Raw genomic sequence first — 22,529 nt, 5'->3', positions numbered from 1 at the left:
GATGCAACATTTTGAAATAAAATGTTGCATCGTTTTTTATATAATGCTTGAATACACAACAAAATATGAAATAAAAATATACAACAAAAAATGTGACTAAGCATTTACTTAATCACATTCTTCTATAAGTATATTAATTATATTCATATCAGTGTACTAAGCCTCTGATATGATATTTTCTGACTTTGTTATAATATCCAGCAATTCTTGTGCAGCCTTTCAGTGCATATAAAGTTCCACAAAGAGCTTTTAAGATTAACACTTTGGTGTTCATTATATTATCTGTCATTAGTGTCTTTATTATCCGGCTGTATCTTTAATATAACTGACTCTGCCCTGTTTACCGAAGAACGTTCAACAAACAGCCATACATTATCAATTGTCAGCTTATCCCCGGCTTTAGGTATTCTGTCAAGCTTTTCTGATATAAATCCACCAAGCGAGTCATTATCCTGTGAGTACAACTTAGTTCCAAGCTCACTATTAATGTCATCAAGCTTGCACGATGCATTAATTCGATATGTATTATCCCTTATCTTAGTCATATCGTCTTTCTCATCTGTATCATACTCATCTCTGATTTCACCAACAATTTCCTCAAGCAAATCCTCAGTTGTTATCATACCAGCTATCTGTCCGTATTCATCAAGAACAATTGCAATACTGTATCTGTTAAGCTGCATTTCTTTAAACAGCTCAGATGTATTCTTATGTTCGTATGTAAAAAATGGTTTTCTCATTATATCTCTTATATTAAAGGTTTCGTCTTTTTTATCACCGACTATCAAATCTTTAATATTAAGTATACCGATTACATTATCTGAATCATTCTCGTATATCGGTATTCTTGTATACATTGTACTTTTAAATAATGTAATTATATCTTCATAAGATGAATTAACATCTGCAACTGTCATATCAATTCTTGGAATCATAACGTCTTTAACGCTTGTATCTCCAAAGTCAAACAGGTTATCAATAATCTGTCTTTCATCTTTCTCGATAATTCCTTCTTCATGGCTTACCTTTACTATTGTACGAAGTTCTTCCTCAGTAATAGTTGAATTCTTATCATTAGATTTAATACCAAATATTCTTAATACTCCGCCAGCAAGATGGTCAACTATAAATATCACTGGTGTCAATATAACCATAAGACCATATATAATTGGTGCATATAATAATGTAAGCTTAACAGAATAATATGTAGCAAGATTCTTTGGGGTTATTTCTCCGAATAAAAGAACGAAAAGTGTAAGAACACCAGTTGCTATTCCTGTAGCATAGCTTCCCCATACCTTTATTGTAAATGTAGTAACAAGTGCTGAGCAGGAAATATTAACAATGTTATTACCTATAAGTACGGCACTTAGCAACTTTCCAGAATCATCTATAATCTTAGCAACTAAAGCTGCACGTTTGTTGCCCTCATCCATAAGCGAACGAATTTTCATCTTGCTTACAGTCATAAATGATGTCTCAGCTGACGAGAAAAATGCCGAAAGAAATAATAAAATAATAATAGTTATAAGTTGAATATAACTGTCCGTATCCAAGGAATTATTCCTCCATTCTTTTTATAAAATAATATTTATATACAACACTTTAATTTGTGTGTTATATTTTAATATATTACAGTATTAATAATACAGATGTCAAGTTGAATGAATATTATCAAATATATGGACATAAGCTTGTAAAGAATATATATAGATTGGAAATGCTGTATGAACAAATTAATTGGAATACTAAAGACCTTAATAGCTGGTTATATTATAACAATTGCTTTACTGATAATTATATCTATATGTATGTATAAAATGTCACTTAGCAATAACATAATAAGCATATGTATTACTGCCGCCTATGGTATCAGCACATTTGCCGGTGGACTTATATTAGGACACATAAGAAAATGCAACCGTCTTATATGGGGAATACTCTATGGTATTATATACTTCTGCATTTTATGTGTTATCTCTGTTGCCATTAATCAGGGTTCTGGCTTTGATATTGCTTCTGCTGCAAAATGTATTGGCATATGCTGTGCCTGCGGCGGTGCTGGTGGCTTTTTTTCCCCATAGATAAGCCATGTCCGAAAGATAATAAATACCTCAAGACATTTATTATCTATAACAGATAAAGCCTGCTATTACATAAAATATGCCAGACTGGCACTCAAGTGACATTCTGGCATATATATTAAATAACATAGTTATCAATTCCATTACCAGAATTAATAAGGTCTGCTATTGTTATCTTGTTAAAGTAATCATTGATTGTCTTCTCAAAATTCTCCCACATAGTAATTGTCTTGCACTCTTCAAGCTTAGGACACTTATTAGGCTTGCTCTCAAGACAGGCAACAGGTGCTAAAGAACCTTCTGTACACTGTAATACGCTTAATACTGTGTATTCCTCTGGACGCCTTGAAAGCTTATATCCACCACCCTTTCCTCTTAATGATATAAGAAAATCATTCTTGCTTAATAAAGAAACAATTGATTCTAAATATTTCTCTGAAATTCCTTGTCTTTCAGCTATATCCATAAGTGTTATATATTCGCCATTATCGTGTTCTGCTAAATCTATCATAACCCTTAATGCATATCTGCCTTTTGTTGATATCTTCATCTAAATCCTCCATTCTTAAATATAACAGTCTTAAGTATAATGGACTTATTATATTTCTCATTCTATAAACATACTATACCACAATGTTTGTATGAATTTCAAGATGATTTATAAAATTTTATTAAGCGTATTCTTAAGACACACCGCTCCCCAGCCTGTACGCGGGTCTGGCTGATTATCGTTTCGTGTAATCCCAACAAGTCCTACTGGCTTAGAACCATCAATAAGAGCTGCCTTTAATTTCTCGCCATACATAAACCTGTCATTGCCCATAACTATTCCCCACTGCATAAGAAGTGCCGCCGCACCTGTAACAACCGGAACTGCATAAGATGTGCCTGTAACATTTCTATATGTAATATCATTCCCCCTCTGCCTTGCAATGCTTATATCGACACCTGGTGCTGTGATATCCGGCTTAACTCCTGCATTAACATTTCTTATGCTATTATCAAATCCCCGTCCCGAAAATGCTGCATAAGAATTCGTGTATGCATTATACGCCCCAACTGCTATACAGTTTCTTGCCGTTGCAGGTATTGTAATCGTCCCATCAGCTGTAGGATTATTAAATGCTGTTGCATAACCAAGTGCCTGACTTGACGGAAGCCATATATTATATTCACCTGCCCTTATACTTCCTGCCATCAACACTATCTGCCATATACCTGATAATATATAATCAGTCTTTGGAATAAGATTAATATATATTTCCTGATATATATTATATGGAGATGGTTCACCAAGCAATGTTATAATCTCAGTATTGTATGTTTCATACCTGTTAATTCTCCCCTCAGTTATTATTCCAATCTGTTCGCCACGCGGATTGATTAACATTACATCAATTGTATCCCAGTAATTCTTCCATATCTGGATATCTATGGCACTCTGATATTCACCAACACTAAGATACGCTGTCTGTACCTGTCCGGTATTAATAATCCCCCCAAAATGTATCGCTTTATCTGCTTCATTGCCACTCCCTACACATATAACACACCTGTAGCTTTTGGATATATCATCAATAAAGCTCTCTAATAACGTATTACCATTATGTGCACCATAATTACAGCCATAACTTATATTAACTGCCACAGGCTTTCTGTATTCAATTGCTTTTCTTATAATATAATCAATTGCATCCATAAGGCTTGTTGTCCTTGGAAACTGGTTATTAATAGAATATCCCATTTTAACTGCTATAATATCAGCCTCGTAAGCAACGCCCAAACTGCCTGCCGCTATATACGAAACATCCGTTCCATGCATTATGTTATCAACCCCTGGAGCATTATCATAAGAAAATGTACCGCCTGATAAATCCTCATTAAGCCTTATATACTCATCAATCGACTGTTTATCGTATTTCTCACCTGTCGTCTGGTCATATATGTTAAGTATTCTTGTAGTCCCATCAGAATTCCTGAAAGCATTATCAAATATATCTATCCCTGTATCAATCACTCCGACAATAACACCTTTTCCTGATAAAATGTTCCCATCCGCCCTCACGCTTCCTACACATGCGGCTGTCTTAGTGCGTTCTATCTGATAATAAAGACTCTTAGGCTTTTCCACATAATCTATGACATCTTCCTGCGATATAAGTTCTATTGTAGCTTTATCAGCCACTATAATTGCATAATAATTAAGAAGCTCTTTGATATATACGTTATATCTGTTTCGTATACTCTCAAGACTTCCTGAATATTTAACTATTATCTCCCATGTATTATCACGCCAGTTATAACCTGTACTAAGGCTGTCAGCTTTTCTTAATTCGTCTTCTGTGGCATCTAAAGATACATTCAATATATTTTCAAGCTTCTGGTTCATATTCAAATCGTCCGGCATTACAATAGATAAATAATTGCCATTTTTCTTCTACAATAATGCCGCTGGCAATTCTTTCACTATATTCCATTAATTATATTCACCATAATATAAGTAAAGACCTGATTCAAGTCTTTACACTTTAAATCAGGTCTTCTTAATAAATTCTATTCTGCACTTTGGACATTTAATACTTATCCTGCCTTTTCCTCTAGGCACCCTTATCTTCTGTGAACAACTTGGACACTTAAATATCTTATGTGTCTTATTGTCTTTAATTATATATTTAATTCTGTTAATCTTTCCCACTACTTTATAATGGAAAGACAGGTATTTCTCATTCTCTTTGCTTCTTTTAGATATATTACGCGAAAATACCCTAAAATATGTATATATTATTCCTGCAAGTGCTATGGCATATAATACATTGCTTCTGCTAAACATTGTTATAACCAGTAACACAAGACATATTAAAGATAAATTTCTTGACAATTGATCCATGCCATATCTTCCATACATAAATCTTGCAAATTTATCCTTGAAACCATTCATAAACAATCCAGCCTTTCACATTTCTCAATAATTATCATCAAATAATACTCTATCATATACTTTTGCAAAAGCAATTAAAAATATATAAAGAATTATTAAAAGGCTGTTATAGTTTAATATTTCTGTTCCATATATACATTACCATCAAGGTCTTTCCAGTAGAACTTATCATCAAGTATCATATAGCTGTGAGCTGAGTTCTCCTTAGGGATAGATACTGAACCTGGGTTCATATATATATATCCATCTCTCTTTTCACACTTTGGAACGTGTGTATGTCCGCATAAAAGGATATCGCCATCATTTAACGCCGGAATATTCTTTTCATCAAGCTTGTGTCCGTGTGCTAATACTATTGAACGGCCATTAAAATTAACATATGCCTGTTCACATAACACATTAAAATCAAGCACCATCTGATCTACCTCTGTATCACAATTACCTCTTACACATATTATCTTATTGCGCAGGGGATTAAGCATTGCGATAACTTCTTTGGGAGCATATTCTTTAGGAAGATCATTTCTTGGTCCGTGATAGAGTATATCTCCAAGAAGAACTAATCTTTCTGCGTTCTCCTCCTTGAATCTGTCTAACATTAATCTGCAATAATATGCAGAACCGTGAATATCTGATGCTATCATTATCTTTGACATAACTTTCTTCCTTTCCGTGCTGATGTACTGTCCATTAATATTCTTTTATCAACATATTTTTATTCATAAATTTTATTATTAATGTATTTAATAAATCCTAATACATAATATGTCAGTATAATGTTAATTGGAAGCTGTATCATATTCTTAGCAAAACGTATTGATAAGTAAAATGCGAAGCCCTTTCCATACATTATACTGCACCAGTAAGTTCCAAGTAATACATTTACAAGTAATGTATCAATTGTAAGTGCCGCTGCACATCTTAAAAGGAACTTAAAGTCTATAATCCTTAATATACCTTTCTTCTGACCCTGTTCATCATACTTTTCAGCTACCTTCATATTACAGCCATAAAAGAACAGACCATATATAAATCCAGCTAATGCCGCACTTATTGTCCAGCCAGGAAAATATGCACCTGTAGGCTTAATAACAAACTGAATCAAATCTCCAAGTCCACCACACACAAAGCCCATAACTGGACCAAACATATATCCTATTGCACAGTTGGCAAGAAAGGATACTGAAATTCTAAGTGTTGGTGTTACCTGAATTGATACAAACACAGCTAATACTGTGTGCAGAGCTATCAATAATGCCGCGGCAACTATTGACTTAATGCTCTTGAATTCTTTTGCAGAAAATGCAAAATTTCTTAATAAAATTGACATAAAAAAACCTCCTTTGCAGTAATCTTCGCTCTACATAGGAGGTTATTCGCCGTAGTATGTAGCAGCGGGATGCGGATTATGTATCGCAAGAAAACTTTTCGTCCAAATGGCAACTCCCTGTCCAAATGGCACTTAACGCACATATTCCTACTCTGCTTTTTTATTATTGTTCAAGCGTTATTATATACATACGCTTTACTGTTGTAAAGCGTTTTTTTGTATTTTTATTCATACATTTATCTTGCTATCCTCTGGACAGCCGGAATTTTATAATCTGAAGCGTAGCTTAAAAACTGCTGTAAACTATTCTGTGTCTTATACATATCAAGTATCTTCTTCATAAAAGCTATCGTGCTTTTCTTATATTTCATATGTAAAAGCACATTTACAGCCGCCTCATCATTATAGCTGCCTGCAAACTGCTTGGCATACCTTGCAAACTTCAGCTTATCTAAATTCTCGATATTATGATAATTCTGCAAAATCTCCAAAGCCTCAAGCACTTTGGAATTCTCAAAATCCAGATCAACCTCTGGTCTTTTAACTATTATATTGCCAAGCTCACAGGTTCTTGTTCTTATCACAGTTGAATACAGCTCTATCTTATCGCCCTTGTAAGATGATATCATATACTTGTTATACAGCCTGTAGCCTATAAACATTCCACTGTCGTTATTATCTCCAAAGAAATAATTAAGCAGTAATTCTTCTATGTTCTTATCACCATCAGATGTCTTAATATACATTCCTTTTCCAGCTCTTAAAATGTAACCATCCTCGCACAGTCTTTCTATAGACCTGAAAAAAGCATCGTGGCTCATCCTGGTAAATCCCTGTTCATACATTGCATTAGCAACTACAACCGTACCTTCTGGAATATTATCAAAATATTCAATCATTTTATCCCTGAACTTCATACGCTTTATCCTGACTACTTAACTTCTTCAAGATTAATAGTTTCTGTGTTGTCCTCAGTAGTATCAGCGTTATCTGCAGGCTTAAAGCCGTCTTCTGACTTAACTGTTTCTTCTGACACAGCCTCTTTCTCGCTCTTGTTAATAACTTTTACGTCTACATCTCCTGACTCTGGAAATGCTTCTTCTTCATCAAAATCATCTTCTGCTAATATATCTTCTACATCATCGTCGTCCACATAAAAATTAACAGGAATAATATCAACCTTGCTTAATGTTGCTTTTCCAATTACATATACTGTATGAATTCCTTCTTCATCAACATTTTCTACAAGATTATGAACACCTGCTATTCTCTTTTCTATGTCACACGCCACATTAACACCCTCTGGAAGAATGATTGTGACATTACTGCATACACTTTCAAAATTAATGTATACATCTTTTTCAAATACAGCAAGACCAAGGTCAAGAGTTGTATTAGAAGCTACTGACTTTATCTCACAGCCAACAAATTCCTCGTCTTCTACTTCAACAACCTTCTTCTCACATATTGCATTATATTTGCGGACCTCAAGATCTGCACTATCCTGTTCTTCCTTTGTATAACGGCTCTTAGTTGTCTTATACTTCTCGTATGCAACTTTACCAGCAACTACTACCGCACCAATACCTACTGCTGCCTTAACAATGCCTGATTTCTTCTTAGCCATAATTATTCCTCCTTATTATACTCTGTCTGGTTAATGATAACATACTATAATATGACACCGGTGTCAAAATATATAACCCTTCGTCACTAATTATAGGTGTTGCCACTGTGGCACCACCTGACTGTGCATATATTTATTTGCTCATTAATATCTGCTGTCTTGAATATACACAGCCGCAGTAATTCTGTCTGTATAATCCATATTCCTTTGACAGCTCAATAGACCTCTTATAACCTTCCTGCTTCTTAAAATCCGAAAGCAGGTAATTAACACCATATTCTTCCTGAAGCTTTAAGCCTGTCTCATTAAGCTTTACACTGTTCTTTAATGGGCTGATTGTAAGAGTTGTTGTAAAATAATCATACGCCTCTGCCTTGGCAAGTTCTGCTGTCTTTCTTAATCTTAATTCATAACATTTAAAACAACGCTTACCGCCTTCTGGCTCTTTCTCAAGGCCCTTAACTTCCTTAAAGAATACATCCGGTTCATAATCACCCTCGATGAATTCAACTTTGTTAGGGGTATCAAATTCTTTTATAAATCTTATCTGCTCTGCAACTCTTTTCTTATATTCCTCATCACTTGATATATTCGGATTATAATAAAATACTGTAACCATAAAATACTTCGATAGAACTTCAATACAGTTACTACTGCAAGGTGCACAACAGCTATGTAATAATAATCTTGGTACTTTTCCTTCTTTTTGAAGCTGTCCTGCAAGCTTTAGCATTTCCTTATGGAAGTTTCTATTCTCAAATGGTACTGCCATAAAGTCTCCTCTAACCAACAATCTCAGATAAAGCACTTATAAGCTTATCCATCTGCTCATCTGTACCTATTGTAATTCTTAAATAATTATCAATTCCTGGCTGTGCAAAATATCTTACAAATATATTCAAATCCTTAAGCTTTTCAAATATTTCTTTAGCTGGAACACTCTTATGTGTAGCAAATATAAAGTTAGCCTTAGAGTCTGGGAACGTAAATCCAAGCTTTGTAAGTTCTTCCTTAGTTCTTTCTCTTGTAGCTGTTATTCTTTCAACACATTCCTCAAAATACTTCTTATCATTGATTGAAGCAACACCCATATCAATTGATGTCATATTCATTGTGTATGAATTAAATGAGAATTTCACATCATTAAGTGCCTTTATAAGTTCTTTTGAACCAAACGCATATCCAATTCTCATACCCGCCATAGAACGTGACTTAGAAAATGTCTGTACAACAAGTACATTATCATATTCATTCACTAAATCCTTAGCTGATACTCCTCCAAAATCAATATATGCTTCATCAACTATAACTACAACATCTTTATTATGTTCAATAATATCCCTTACACTGTCAAGATCCATTAAAAGACCTGTTGGAGCATTAGGATTAGGGAAGATTACACCGCCATTTTCTTTATAATAGTCTTCTGGAACAATCTTCATATTATCATCAAGCTTCTGCTTCTCATATGGTATACGGTACAGATCAGCCCATACACTATAAAAAGAATATGTAATATCCGGGAATAATACCGGCTTCTTTCCATTAAAAAATGTAAGGAAACACATTGATAACACATCATCTGAGCCCACACCGACAAATACCTGATTATTATCCATTCCATAATAATCTGCAATGCTCTTAACAAGCTTAGTCACATCAGGATCCGGATATAATCTGCAACGGTCTATATCTATTGCTTCCATTGCTTTTCTGACATTTTCTGATGGTCCATATGGATTCTCATTAGTATTAAGTTTAATAACATTCTGAACCTTAGGCTGTTCGCCCGGAACATAAGGTTCAACCTTTCTTATATTACTCTCCCAAGCTTTCATTAATAATCCTCATTTCCGCGTACATTTTTCGCATATTGATTTTATAAACCCATCTCTTTAGCAACTTCTGCAAAATGTGGGAGTGAATTAATTATTGTATCGTATGATACGCAGTAAGCCATCCTTACAAAACCAGCACAGCCAAATGATGAACCAGGAACAATAAGTATATTGTGCTTCTTAGCTGTATCACAGAAAATATTCTCATCTTCTGTTGGTGATTTGACAAAGAGATAAAACGCTCCTTCTGGCTTAATACATTCAAAACCAAGCTTTGTAAGTCCTTCGTAAAGTGCTTTTCTGTTCTTATCATAAGCTTCGATATTAACCTTGGCATCAAGACATCTGGCAATGACCTTCTGCTGTAATGATGGTGCATTAACAAATCCTAATATTCTTGTTGCTACAGAAGCGGCTGACTTCATATCATCTGAATCTGCTGCTTCATCTGGAATCACAAGATATCCGATACGCTCACCTGGAAGTGATAATGACTTGCTGTATGAATATCCAACTATAGTATTATTGTAATATTTAGTAAGATATGGAACTTCTACTCCATCATAAGCAAGTTCTCTGTATGGCTCATCAGCTATAAGGAATATCTCTATGCCTAATTCTTTCTGCTTGTCTTCCATAATCTTAGCTAACTTCTTTATTGTATCTTCTGAATACACAACTCCTGTTGGGTTGTTAGGATTGTTGACAATTACAGCCTTGGTATTCTTGTTAATAAGCTTCTCAAATTCATCAAACTTTGGCTGGAAAGTAGCTGTATCTGGAGATACTGCAACAAGCTTTCCACCAAAATTACTTACATAATTCCTATATTCTCCAAAGAATGGTGCAAATGTAAGCACCTCATCACCAGGATTGATAATTGTCTTAAGTATTGTATTAAGACCACCTGCCGCACCAACTGTCATAACAATATTAGTGTAATTAAAATGTGTATCAAATCTCTTATTAAGTGACTGTGCAATCGCTTCTCTTACATCTTCAAAGCCTGAATTGCTCATATATCCGTGAAGGACAACTGACTCTTCCTCATCAACTATATTCTTGATTGCCTCATTAACTTCATCCGGAGCCGGCACATTAGGATTACCTAATGAAAAGTCATATACATTTTCTGCTCCATATATCTTAGCAAGCCTGTTACCTTCCTCGAACATCGCTCTGATAACTGAGCTTCCTTTAACAAGTGCTTTCATTGATTCTGCTATCATCTTACTTGTCCTCCAATTCACATAATTATATAGATGTATTATAACAAATCTGACAATTTAATCAATTGCCTGTTGCTCTATTTTTGAATACTGCGATTACATTTTCTGCATAATATACAGTTTCATACTGTGATGAATTCAGGTAACTGCTGACATTGTAATAAGTATCGCTGTATCTTAAGTCCAAAGCTATATACTCTGTCTGTTTGTCGGTATAATATAATTCATACAATATCTTATGCTTTGATAAACTGGCACATAAAAATGTTGTCGCTGTAACGCTTGCATCGTCAGGAATTGTACTAAGTCCTTCATTCATAGTATCAATCACCCTTTTATTATTCTCGTCCACATAATTAAACGCATTATCAAGCCTTGATACATTGAATGCCATAAAAAATATAACTACTGCCATAGCTGTCATACGAAGCATTAACATTTTCTTCTTCACATCCATATCGCATATATTAATAATCAAAAGGTATATAAGAAGTGCACCCGAACCAAATGAATAGTGAAAATATATGCTATGGAAATATTCATAATCGGACATAAGGTTAAACATTATATAAGGTCCAAGAAGAATAAATCTGCTCCACTTTCTTGTACATAATGGTATGAACAAAAGAACACCAAGTGTCTTTAATATATAAGCAATCTTACTTTTATCCATAATCTGCGTAATTATATACGCTGGATTATTAATAACCGTCTTTATTATTCCTGTTATATTACCATTACCTTCCGCAATCATATTATTAAATCTGTCAGAGATTATGCCCGTTCCTATTATATCAATTATCTTGCAGGCAATGACAAAATACACTATGGATAATATCAGTATAATAAATCCTTTTTTATACATTCTCTTTCCTATTATCATATAAAGTGCAATGAACATAAGAAATACCGGTGCATCTTCCTTTACAAGGCATATAAGTATTGCAGATATTAATATTCCTGTCATATTATCTTTTTCCATATATAGCAGAAATGTAAATATAAGCACTGGAAGAAACATATTCTCGTGTATATCATAAAAGCATCCGCCGCTTATAACCGGATAAAAACAGTATATTATACATATTATTAACACAGCCCGTCTTGACATTCCTTTGTACTCAGCAAGCCTGCAAAGTGGAATTACTGCTATTGCAATGACTACTGCCTGCATAACCTCAAGCGTCACCGGTGATGATACAAGCATATAAAATGGCAGTATCGTATAAAACATTGGTGATATATGCACACACATATGTGACATAAGATGATCTCTCTCACTTGTATTTAACATTCTGCCCGTCGTCTTCATATAGTGAAACATCTGCGAAAAAAGTCCCATATCAAAATTAGGTGAGCCAAATGACAGATAACGGAACACCATACATATACTTATAAATGCTGTCATAACACCTGCAACTATCGCAACACCTGTGATATACATTCTTTTACTTATATCTTTTATATCCGCATTATAAGTGGTGCTGTCACTAATATATCCCTTGTAAATCTTGTGCACATAACTATATGAATATACAGCTGCCGCCAGTACAACAAGTGTCATTCCAGCCACAAAATACACATCATTATATTCATATACACACACGCAGGCATATACCAATACAACTCCTGTTAATAAAGTTCCCTCAAGAATACAGGCTTTAAGCCTGTTATTATCCTGAAGCTTTTCAAATATGGCATATAATACTATTGTTAATACCAGCGAGCATATAATAACTGAAACCATATCAACATTTTTAACGTATGACAGGCTGTTTATCATATACCTTCTGCTATTCATTATAAAACTCTCAACTAAACTAACAAAACACCACGCCATAATAAATCTTATGACGCAGTGTTCTAATGTAATTGTATTTCTTAAATTGTTAATGACCCTATACAATCCGCTCTTATCCATCTCGCCTCTGTCCCTCTTGTTAAATACTATTAATGAATTCAGACAAAAACATTATTGCCGCTCCTGTATCCGTTCTCTCTGATGTACAACTTGAAATTGAAAAATATCTTCCATCTGTATCAAAAGAATATTTATCAGTAAGTCTTTGTCTTATATTCTCTTCATATTCTAACAGATATCTTGAAACAAATCCACCAATTACTATATCCCTGTCAAATATAACATACAGATTATTAATTCCTGTTGTAAGATTATCAAGATATTCATCAAGAACTTTGACGCATTGTGCATCACCCTCAGATGCTTTCTTAAAGAATTCATCTATCTGTATGCCAAGGTCTGATGAAAGATTTCTTGCTGAAAGATAACTTTCAACACAGCCCTTCTTTCCGCACATACATTTTCTTCCGTCAGGATATAAAGTCATATGTCCAAATTCACCATATCTGTTATGCTCTCCCTGCACAATCTTATCATTGCTTACACACGCACCACCAACTCCATCATTAATCATAAGATAGAATTTGTCGTGATAGGACTCGTCCATATGAGCATTTTCATTCTTATGGGAATACCAGTAATCAGCAAATGCACTGGCTCTTGCATCGTTCTGTACAGTATAATCATACTTAAGACGACTCGTAATGTTATCAGTCTTATAGTCTCTTGTGTTAAGTGGTGGAGATGAAATTATCATTGTATTATCACTATTGAATATACCCGGCATAGTTATTCCTATGCCAAGTATATTATCAGTATTAATATTATTCTCCTCTATTATATCATCGACAAGCTCTGATACCTTAACTCCATAATCACTTTCCGGGCTGAATTCAATATCAACACTTTTCTGGCTTCTTATCTCTCCATTAAGATCTATAAGTGCCACCTTTAATTCATTAGCACGGACGTTAACGCTTATTGCAAATCTTGCATCAGCATTTACCATAATCATCTGGGCTTTTCTTCCTCCTGTTGAGTCAAAACTACCCTCCATAACTATAAGCCCTGAATCTTTTAAAAGCTTGATATTCTGGTTGATTGTCGGAAGTGACAATCCAAGTGTATCCGCAATCTCCTGCCTTGATATTGCACTGCTGTTATATATAAGCTTAAATATTCTGTTCTTATTATACTTTCTAACCTCTGACGTTGTTATTTTCTGTGATGAAATCATTTATTCTCCAAATACTGCCTTATAATCTTTCTGGAACTTCTCAATACCTGCATCTGTTAATGGGTGATGAACCATCTGCTCAATAACCTTATAAGGAACAGTTGCTATGTCAGCTCCTGCAAGTGCACAGTCTGTTATATGTATAGGATTTCTTACACTTGCACATATAATCTCTGTCTGGATATCATAATTAGAAAATATACCAACAATATCTTCAATAAGCTGGATACCCGGCTGTGATATATCATCAAGTCTTCCAAGGAATGGGGATACATATGCTGCACCTGCTCTTGCTGCTAAAAGTGCCTGATTAGCTGAAAAGATAAGTGTTACATTACACTTTATTCCTTCTGCTGAAAGCACCTTAACTGCCTTAAGGCCTTCTACTGTCATAGGAATCTTAACTACCATATTAGGATGAATCGCAGCAATCTCACGGCCCTCTTTAATCATTCCTTCCGCATCTACTGTAGTTGCCTTAACTTCACCACTTATAGGTCCATCAACAATACTTGTAATCTCTTTAATCACTTCATTAAAATCTCTGCCTTCTTTGGCAATTAATGATGGATTAGTTGTAACTCCGCAGATTACACCCATATCATTAGCTTTTCTGATATCATCAACATTTGCCGTATCAATAAAAAATTTCATAAAACCTCCATTCTGCATATACACTATCTGTTATTATTATGCCAGATACATCAATTACATTTTCTCAAATACCCCTTTTAATGCAGGATATATGTCTTTAAATGTATTATAACGTGAATTATACCTGTCTGCAATGTCTTTTTCCGGCTCGATTGTCCTACATATTCCAACAATGCTGTCTGCCGCCTGCTTAACATTTTCATATTCACCAGCCGCCACCATAGCAAGCATAGCAGCTCCCATAGACGGACCCTCTTCTGACTTTAACAGATGTACTTTAATTCCCAGCACATTAGCCATAATTGTACACCAAAGCTCACTCTTAGCACCACCACCGCACATCTTGGTTTCTGTGATGTTAATTCCAAGCGACCTGGCAATCTCAAAAGAGTCCCTTATCGCAAATGCAACACCCTCAAGCACCGCCTGTGTCATATCTGTCCTTGTGCTGTCCATAGTCATTCCTGTAAATGTTGCTCTTGCAAGCGGGTCATTATGTGGTGAACGCTCTCCCATAAGATATGGAAGAAAATATATATGATTATTGCCAAGCATATCTTTAGTTATATGTGACTGTGCTTCTTTGTAATCTGTATCCTTTAAAATATTATCCATCCACCAGCCATTGCAGGAAGCTGCACTTAACATACAGCCCATAAGATGATAATAGCCGTCCGCGTGGTCAAAGGAATGAAGTGCATTATTATTATCAACGCTAAAGTTACTGCTTGATATAAATATTGTTCCGCTTGTTCCAAGAGAAATATTGCACATTCCGTCCCCAACAGTTCCAGTACCTACTGCCGCAGCAGCATTATCACCTGCTCCAGCAGCTACACATACATTGTCTGGAAGTCCAAGCTCCATAGCAGCTTCTTTAGTAATACAGCCAACCTTTTCGTAGCTTTCATACAAAGCCGGAAGCTGTTTTCTTGAAATTTTGCATATGTTAATCATCTCTTCTGACCAGTCACGCTTTTTAACATCTAATAAAAGCATACCTGACGCATCCGATACATCTGTGCAATGTACTCCTGTAAGCCTGTAGGCTATATAATCTTTAGGAAGCATTATCTTAGCAATCTTTTTGAAATTGTCAGGCTCATTATTCTTAACCCAGAGAAGCTTAGGAGCCGTAAAGCCAGCAAATGCTATATTCGCTGTATATTCTGTAAGCTTATCCTTTCCAATCTCATTATTAAGATAATCACATTCCTTAGTTGTTCTTCCATCATTCCAAAGAATTGCCGGTCTTATTACATTATCATTCTCATCAAGAATAACAAGACCGTGCATCTGACCTCCGAAGCTTATTCCTGCAACCTTGTCCTTATCTATATCCTTTATAAGCTCTTTGATTCCCTCACAGGTCTTATCATACCAGTCTGTCGGATTTTGCTCTGACCAGCCTGGCTTTGGAAAGCTTATAGGATAAGTCTTAGATACTGTATTTACAATATCACCTGTTGGTTCCATCAATATCAGCTTAACCGAAGATGTTCCAAGGTCAACACCTATATAATACATACCGCACCCCATTTCTATAAACTATTATATATTTACGTTATAATCTTAACTATGCAAAAGGATTTTCTGACTTATAAAGCACGCCTGCCGGCTGGTTATATGATATGTCCTCAACGCCAAGATACTTAAACACATCAAACAAAGCCTTTCCATAATGTCCAAATGCTACTGCCCCATGATGAGGATAATTCTTCTCAACAAGCACGTGTCTGTAAAATCTTCCCATTTCATTAATTGCAAATATTCCTATAGCACCAAATGAACGTGTTCTTACAGGAAGAACTTCACCCTGTGCAACATACGCCCTTAACTGGCTGTCTGAAGTACTCTGTAACCTGAAAAATGTAATATCACCAGGTACAATATCTCCCTCAAGTGTTCCGTTAGTAACTTCTTCTGGAAGTGAACGTGCCATAATCATCTGGTTCTTCATCTCACAGAATGAAAGCTTGCACGCTGCTGTATTGCCACAATGGAAGCCCATAAATGTATCCTTAATTGTATAATTGAATCTGCCCTTAATATCTTCTTCGTATATATCTGATGGAACTGTATTATTAATATCAAGAAGTGTAACAACATCATCGCTTACAACTGTTCCTATGAATTCACTTAAAGCTCCGTATATATCAACCTCACAGGATACAGGTATTCCCATAGCTGTAAGACGTGAATTAACATAGCAAGGAACAAAGCCAAATTGTGTCTGAAATGCTGGCCAGCATTTTCCTGCGATTGCAACATATTTTCTTGAACCCTTATGTGCTTCTACCCAGTCAAGAAGTGTAAGCTCATACTGTGCAAGCTTAGAAAGTATCTCAGGTTTCTTATTACCTTCTCCTAATTCCTTCTCCATACTCTTTACAACCGCTGGAATTCTCTCATCTCCTGCGTGATTATTATAGCTTTCAAAAAGGTCAAGCTCTGAATTCTCTTCTATCTCAACGCCAAGATTGTATAACTGGTTAATTGGTGCATTGCAGGCGAGGAAATTATTAGGTCTTGGTCCAAAGCTTATAATCTTAAGATTATTTAACGCATATACAGCCTTTGCAACCGGTATGAATTCGTGAATCATATCTGCACATTCACTTGCTGTTCCTACTGGATATTCCGGAATATATGCCTTAACTCCTCTTAATTTCAGGTTGTAGCTTGCATTAAGCATACCACAATAAGCATCTCCTCTGTTACCTACAAGGCCTCCATTAGCTGATGTTTCTTCTGCTGCCGCAACGAACATCTTAGGTCCGTCAAAATATTTAGCAAGCATAGTTTCTGCAATTTCTGGTCCAAAATTACCAAGATATACACATAAAGCATTACAGCCAGCTTTCTTGACATCTTCTAATGCCTGCTGCATATGTATCTCGCTTTCGACTATACATATTGGACATTCATATATTTCATCTGCATTATATTTGTTCTTGTAAGCCTCAACTAAAGCTTTTCTTCTGTTCACTGACAGGCTCTCTGGGAAACAATCCCTGCTCACTGCCACAATTCCGATTTTAATAGATGGTTTGTTATTCATTGTAAAATCCTCCATTTCTGTAACACCCGTTACTACAAGTATGGGGACACATCCTGCTATATGACGTATCCCCTTACTTTTAATAAATACATTTCAAAAAGTTACTTATATAATATTATTTTTTTGTATATTTTGCAATACATTAAGCAGCTTTTATAAAAATATTTTATATAAATCACTCAATTATTCACTAACTAGTTTTATAACAATTATTTATTATCTGGTGTATGCCACTTCCATTCCTGTACCTCTGGAAGATCCATACCATACTCACTTATATACTGCTTATGCGCAACTAAAGTATCTCTCATCTTCTGGAGAAGATATGAACCCTTGTTGCCAAGCTGTGGAAGTGCATTGATAACAGCTTGTACAAGATGATAACGGTCAATCTCGTTCTGCACTCTCATATCAAATGGAGTTGTAATCGTACCCTCCTCCTGATAACCGAATACCTGAAGATTTCTGTTATGTCTGTAATATGTAAGCTCGTGTATAAGTGTTGGATAGCCGTGGAATGCAAATATAATCGGCTTATCCTTTGTAAATAAAGCGTCATAATCTGTATCTGACAGACCGTGAGGGTGCTGTGTATTAGACTGTAACTTGAATAAATCGACTACATTTATAAATCTAATCTTTAAATCAGGCATATTATCTCTTAATATTGTAACAGCCGCAAGTGCTTCAAGTGTAGGTGTCTCACCACAGCCAGCAATTACTACATCTGGTTCTTCTCCCTGGTCATTACTTGCCCATTCCCATATGCCAACACCCTGTGTACAGTGCTTAACAGCCTGTTCCATAGTAAGCCACTGTGGTCTTGGGTGCTTAGATGTAACAAGCACATTGACATAATCACGGCTTCTTATGCAATGGTCAAAGCAAGAAAGCAAGCAGTTAGTATCTGGTGGAAGATACATTCTTACCACATCCGCCTTCTTATTAGCTATATGGTCAAGGAAGCCTGGATCCTGATGTGTAAATCCGTTATGATCCTGCTGCCATACATTTGATGAAAGAATAAGGTTAAGTGAAGCAATTGACTGTCTCCAAGGAAGCTGTGAACATACCTTTAACCATTTAGCGTGCTGTGCCGCCATAGAGTCTACTATTCTGATAAATGCTTCATAGCTTGCAAAGAAGCCATGACGTCCTGTAAGAAGATATCCTTCTAACCAGCCTTCACACATATGCTCTGAAAGCATTGAATCCATTACACGTCCGTCCTTGGCAAGGAATTCATCATTATCCTTAAGAACATTATTCCAATCCCTGTTAGTCTCCTCAAATACTTTGCCTAATCTGTTAGACATTGTTTCATCTGGTCCAAAGATACGGAAGTTCTTAGTTTCTTCATTTAACTTAAATATATCTCTTACAAAACCTCCAAGTTCAATCATATCCTGACCATCTTTTGCTCCTGGGAAAGGTACGTCAACGCCGTAATCCCTGAAATCTGGAAGTCTTAAATCTCTTAAAAGCTTACCACCATTAGCGTGAGGATTGGCACTTATTCTGTGATCTCCTTTTGGTGCAAGTGCTCTTAACTCTGGAATTAATCTGCCATTTTCATCAAACAATTCTTCTGGCTTATAGCTTTCAAGCCAATCATTAAGCTGCTGTAAATGTTCTGGTCTATCCATCATAATTGGAACCTGATGTGCCCTGAAAGTTCCCTCAATTTCCTTGCCATCAACAACCTTTGGTCCTGTCCAGCCCTTTGGTGTTCTAAGTACAATCATAGGCCAGAATGGTCTTTCTGTCTTACCTTCTTCTCTTGCTTCTCTCTGTATTTCCTTAATCTCCTCAATAACAGTATCTAATGTCTCTGCCATCTTTCTATGCATTGTCATTGGATCATTGCCCTCAACAAAATATGGTTTCCAGCCACATCCGTGGAAGAAACTTTCTATCTCATCGTGTGATATACGTGAGAATATTGTAGGGTTGCTTATCTTATATCCATTAAGGTGTAATATTGGAAGCACTGCTCCGTCTGTCACAGGATTGAGGAACTTATTAGAATGCCATGCTGTAGCAAGTGGTCCTGTCTCAGCTTCACCATCACCAACAATACAAGTTGTTATAAGATCCGGATTGTCAAATACCGAACCAAATGCATGTGCTATCGAATAACCAAGCTCACCACCCTCATTAATTGAACCTGGTGTCTCAGGTGCAACGTGGCTTGATATTCCTCCTGGGAACGAGAACTGTTTGCAAAGCTTCTTTAATCCGTTCATATCCTGACTTACATTCGGATATACTTCGCTGTATGTTCCCTCAAGGTATGAGTTAGCTACAAAGAAATTGCCGCCGTGACCAGGACCAGATATAAGCACCATATCAAGATCATACTTCTTAATAGCTCTGTTCATATGACAGTAAACGAAATTCTGACCCGGAACTGTACCCCAGTGACCTACGATTTTCTTCTTAATATGTTCCTTCTTTAAAGGCTCTCTTAAGAGAGGATTATCTAAAAGATAAAGCTGGGCAGCTGCTAAGTAATTGGCAGCTCTCCAATATGCGTCCATCTTTTCAAGATATTCATCTGTAATTGGCATCTTTTCAACACACATTTCTTCGTTCATCCTTAACCTCATTTCTATGACAATGATATTGCCACTTAATAATTGTTATCTATTTTAAAATCACTTCTGTAAATATCTTTTATAAATATATTTTACAAAAGTGATTTTATATTAGCACATCTTAATCAAATGTCAATATAGCTTTCACAAAAATACATAAAAAATACAAGCACTATCACAAAAGGCTGTCCAATATTGATATGCCTCTTTACCTGACACAAAATGTTCTGTAAAGATTAGCCATATCATAATCGGACAGCCTTTATTTTTAACATAATTACAATTTATATTATCATTACTATTTCATTATTACTGCTTATTAAATATAGCATTAAGCTTTGGGACTTTATTCATAAGTGCCTTAACAATAAAATAAGCCGCTACACCATATAATGCACCTGTGATTGTACCGACAAGCACATCTGTTGGATAATGTACTGTAAAGTACAGTCTAGAAAATGCTATAAGTGCCGCAAGTACCAGTGCCGCACTTCCTTCCTTCTTTCTCCACATAAATATTGACACTGCCGCAGCAAACGAAGCTGACGAATGTCCTGATGGGAACGAATAATCGTGAATAGAATTAAATATTCCATATAAATTCTCGAATTCATTGCCAACAACAAAATTCTGTCCAACTACCCAGAATGCTCTTGGTCTTGCCCATAGATGCTTCATTATTCCATTACAGAATATAAGCGACAATATAAGTGCTATTGCCATTGTAAGCCCTGCTTTTTTATATTTCTTAGGAAGAACTGTAAGCATAAGCACAGCTAATACTATCCAGAACCAGCCTGCATTCCCCAATGTAGTAATCACATAAAATATTGGATTAGTTATTGGGTTATGTAATGTTTCAAACCAATGTAATATCTGAATTTCCATTATATAACAGCCACTTTTAATGTGGTCTCTCCTTTCCACAATTGACCTAATATATTAATCAATTGAAATCATATTGTGGAATTATAAATGAATATATATATATTGTCAATTTAACTTTACAGCCCTCTGGCATATACATTTATTCTTTCTTCCCTTATATCCATAACTGTATTCTGCTTCAATTGCTATGTCATACAGCATTGCCGTCCTGTCCGCATATAACAGCGTAACTGTATACTCTGCATCTGAACTGACAGCCTCATTAAATGACTTACAGAAACTTCTCATAAGCTGTGTTGTAAATACATCATCTGGAATATCATCATATTCACCCGTTATGTAACCATCTGACACTTTATCCAAAGCATAATCAAATGCCCCATTAATACTGCTGTTCATCTCCATATTACAGTAATTATCACTGATAATCGAATTATGTATAATCACAATCAGAATAATAATAACCATCATTCCAGAACTACTTATTATTAATCTCATATCACTCCTTATCTATATTACATTGCGCCGACATCTCAATTTAACGTGGCAAATCCATATTTGTATTTATTCAATCCCCATCATCTTTATTTCGTAGAGCAAATCCAGATTTATCCTTATTGTGCTGGGACGTACTACACCGCCATCTCAACCCTTACAAGTGCCTTATAATCACACAGCTTATTAAGTCCGAACAATCTCGACTTTACAGGATATTTAATATTCAGGCGGTAATAATCATAATCTGCGGCTGCATCGAAATATTCATAACTTACATCTGCCCCATATTGTGCAGCTATCTCACATACCTTTTTATTAGTATCATAATCAATATCCCTGTGTTCATAACTTATGCCATTTATCTGGATTACATCTTTTATATACTGCTGTAACTCACTGCCTTTGCTTACACTTTTATTAACAGCAATAAAATCGAGCGATATCAGACATATAAAAGAAAGTATTACAAGATATGCCGAAGCTTCTACTATTATCTTCATTATGCACCTACCTGTAGAACAGCTTTGCAAGCTGTGTACCCTCTAATACAGCGCATTTGTTCATACATATCCCTAAGAATGTAAATGCTATTGCAAGTCCTGTAATACATATAATCACATCACCATATTCTTCCAATAAATATTCCATTATACTATCCCCTTTCATTTCTTAGATTGTATTTCAATT

22 protein-coding genes and 1 riboswitch are annotated in these 22,529 nt (G+C 35.5%); of the genes, 1 reads left to right on the top strand and 21 read right to left on the bottom strand.

Annotated features, from left to right (window positions below; all coding sequences use genetic code 11):
* Positions 1-278: 278 nt before the first annotated feature.
* Positions 279-1,556, bottom strand: coding sequence for an HlyC/CorC family transporter (locus BM157_RS04900; RefSeq protein WP_055176002.1), 1,278 nt, complete (start codon positions 1,554-1,556; stop codon positions 279-281).
* A gap of 171 nt (positions 1,557-1,727) precedes the next feature.
* Here BM157_RS04900 and BM157_RS04895 point away from each other — a divergent pair, with 171 nt between their 5' ends.
* Positions 1,728-2,084, top strand: a complete 357-nt coding sequence (locus BM157_RS04895; protein WP_022501136.1) for a TIGR04086 family membrane protein — start codon at positions 1,728-1,730, stop codon at positions 2,082-2,084.
* A 118-nt stretch (positions 2,085-2,202) separates the two neighbouring features.
* Here the strand turns inward: BM157_RS04895 and BM157_RS04890 are convergent, their stop codons facing one another.
* The 20 genes from BM157_RS04890 to BM157_RS12925 all read right to left on the bottom strand — a co-directional run bounded on the left by BM157_RS04890 (position 2,203) and on the right by BM157_RS12925 (position 22,490).
* The gene (locus BM157_RS04890; protein WP_022501137.1) at positions 2,203-2,634 is read right to left on the bottom strand and encodes an RrF2 family transcriptional regulator; all 432 of its coding nucleotides are present in this window, start codon (positions 2,632-2,634) and stop codon (positions 2,203-2,205) included.
* A gap of 108 nt (positions 2,635-2,742) precedes the next feature.
* A complete protein-coding gene (locus BM157_RS04885; RefSeq protein WP_318255817.1) occupies positions 2,743-4,473 on the bottom strand; it encodes a S8 family peptidase in 1,731 nt (576 codons plus the stop codon).
* A gap of 144 nt (positions 4,474-4,617) precedes the next feature.
* Positions 4,618-5,022: a hypothetical protein gene (locus BM157_RS04880; protein WP_055176008.1), complete on the bottom strand. Its 405-nt coding sequence runs from the start codon at positions 5,020-5,022 to the stop codon at positions 4,618-4,620.
* A 113-nt stretch (positions 5,023-5,135) separates the two neighbouring features.
* Positions 5,136-5,678 (bottom strand): phosphodiesterase, encoded by a 543-nt coding sequence (yfcE, locus tag BM157_RS04875; protein WP_022501140.1) that lies wholly within the window; start codon positions 5,676-5,678, stop codon positions 5,136-5,138.
* Between the two features lie 59 nt (positions 5,679-5,737).
* Positions 5,738-6,352: a folate family ECF transporter S component gene (locus tag BM157_RS04870; RefSeq protein ID WP_022501141.1), complete on the bottom strand. Its 615-nt coding sequence runs from the start codon at positions 6,350-6,352 to the stop codon at positions 5,738-5,740.
* 60 nt (positions 6,353-6,412) lie between these two features.
* A riboswitch (THF riboswitch) is annotated at positions 6,413-6,509 on the bottom strand.
* Between the two features lie 79 nt (positions 6,510-6,588).
* On the bottom strand, positions 6,589-7,269 hold the full coding sequence (locus BM157_RS04865; RefSeq protein ID WP_055176011.1) for a hypothetical protein: 681 nt from the start codon (positions 7,267-7,269) through the stop codon (positions 6,589-6,591).
* Positions 7,270-7,283: 14 nt separating this feature from the next.
* On the bottom strand, positions 7,284-7,979 hold the full coding sequence (locus tag BM157_RS04860; protein ID WP_055176015.1) for a hypothetical protein: 696 nt from the start codon (positions 7,977-7,979) through the stop codon (positions 7,284-7,286).
* 133 nt (positions 7,980-8,112) lie between these two features.
* On the bottom strand, positions 8,113-8,751 hold the full coding sequence (locus BM157_RS04855; protein ID WP_022501144.1) for an epoxyqueuosine reductase QueH: 639 nt from the start codon (positions 8,749-8,751) through the stop codon (positions 8,113-8,115).
* 10 nt (positions 8,752-8,761) lie between these two features.
* Positions 8,762-9,817 carry a histidinol-phosphate transaminase gene (gene hisC, locus BM157_RS04850; protein WP_090140123.1) on the bottom strand — a complete coding sequence of 352 codons (1,056 nt, stop codon included), beginning with the start codon at positions 9,815-9,817 and terminating at the stop codon, positions 8,762-8,764.
* Between the two features lie 41 nt (positions 9,818-9,858).
* Positions 9,859-11,046, bottom strand: a complete 1,188-nt coding sequence (locus BM157_RS04845; protein WP_022501146.1) for a pyridoxal phosphate-dependent aminotransferase — start codon at positions 11,044-11,046, stop codon at positions 9,859-9,861.
* Positions 11,047-11,107: 61 nt separating this feature from the next.
* On the bottom strand, positions 11,108-12,847 hold the full coding sequence (locus tag BM157_RS04840) for a DUF2079 domain-containing protein (protein WP_318255816.1): 1,740 nt from the start codon (positions 12,845-12,847) through the stop codon (positions 11,108-11,110).
* A gap of 139 nt (positions 12,848-12,986) precedes the next feature.
* Positions 12,987-14,144: an ROK family transcriptional regulator gene (locus BM157_RS04835; RefSeq protein WP_090140119.1), complete on the bottom strand. Its 1,158-nt coding sequence runs from the start codon at positions 14,142-14,144 to the stop codon at positions 12,987-12,989.
* The gene (fsa, locus tag BM157_RS04830; protein WP_022206287.1) at positions 14,145-14,798 is read right to left on the bottom strand and encodes a fructose-6-phosphate aldolase; all 654 of its coding nucleotides are present in this window, start codon (positions 14,796-14,798) and stop codon (positions 14,145-14,147) included. It abuts the gene before it with no gap.
* A gap of 54 nt (positions 14,799-14,852) precedes the next feature.
* Complete coding sequence (gene xylB, locus BM157_RS04825) at positions 14,853-16,325, bottom strand: xylulokinase (protein ID WP_022501149.1); 1,473 nt, start codon at positions 16,323-16,325, stop codon at positions 14,853-14,855.
* A 49-nt stretch (positions 16,326-16,374) separates the two neighbouring features.
* Positions 16,375-17,859, bottom strand: a complete 1,485-nt coding sequence (locus BM157_RS04820; protein ID WP_022501150.1) for an L-fucose/L-arabinose isomerase family protein — start codon at positions 17,857-17,859, stop codon at positions 16,375-16,377.
* 209 nt (positions 17,860-18,068) lie between these two features.
* Positions 18,069-20,456 carry a phosphoketolase family protein gene (locus BM157_RS04815; protein WP_022501151.1) on the bottom strand — a complete coding sequence of 796 codons (2,388 nt, stop codon included), beginning with the start codon at positions 20,454-20,456 and terminating at the stop codon, positions 18,069-18,071.
* A gap of 309 nt (positions 20,457-20,765) precedes the next feature.
* Positions 20,766-21,344 carry a phosphatase PAP2 family protein gene (locus tag BM157_RS04810; RefSeq protein ID WP_055176033.1) on the bottom strand — a complete coding sequence of 193 codons (579 nt, stop codon included), beginning with the start codon at positions 21,342-21,344 and terminating at the stop codon, positions 20,766-20,768.
* A gap of 105 nt (positions 21,345-21,449) precedes the next feature.
* Positions 21,450-21,842, bottom strand: coding sequence for a hypothetical protein (locus BM157_RS04805; RefSeq protein ID WP_055306694.1), 393 nt, complete (start codon positions 21,840-21,842; stop codon positions 21,450-21,452).
* A gap of 134 nt (positions 21,843-21,976) precedes the next feature.
* Positions 21,977-22,342, bottom strand: a complete 366-nt coding sequence (locus BM157_RS04800; RefSeq protein ID WP_022501154.1) for a hypothetical protein — start codon at positions 22,340-22,342, stop codon at positions 21,977-21,979.
* A gap of 7 nt (positions 22,343-22,349) precedes the next feature.
* Positions 22,350-22,490, bottom strand: coding sequence for a hypothetical protein (locus BM157_RS12925; RefSeq protein WP_156331053.1), 141 nt, complete (start codon positions 22,488-22,490; stop codon positions 22,350-22,352).
* Positions 22,491-22,529: the final 39 nt, after the last annotated feature.

The sequence above is a fragment of the [Lactobacillus] rogosae genome, assembly GCA_900112995.1.
Lineage (GTDB): Bacteria > Bacillota > Clostridia > Lachnospirales > Lachnospiraceae > Lachnospira > Lachnospira rogosae.
This window is presented reverse-complemented; position numbering and strand designations above follow the sequence as displayed.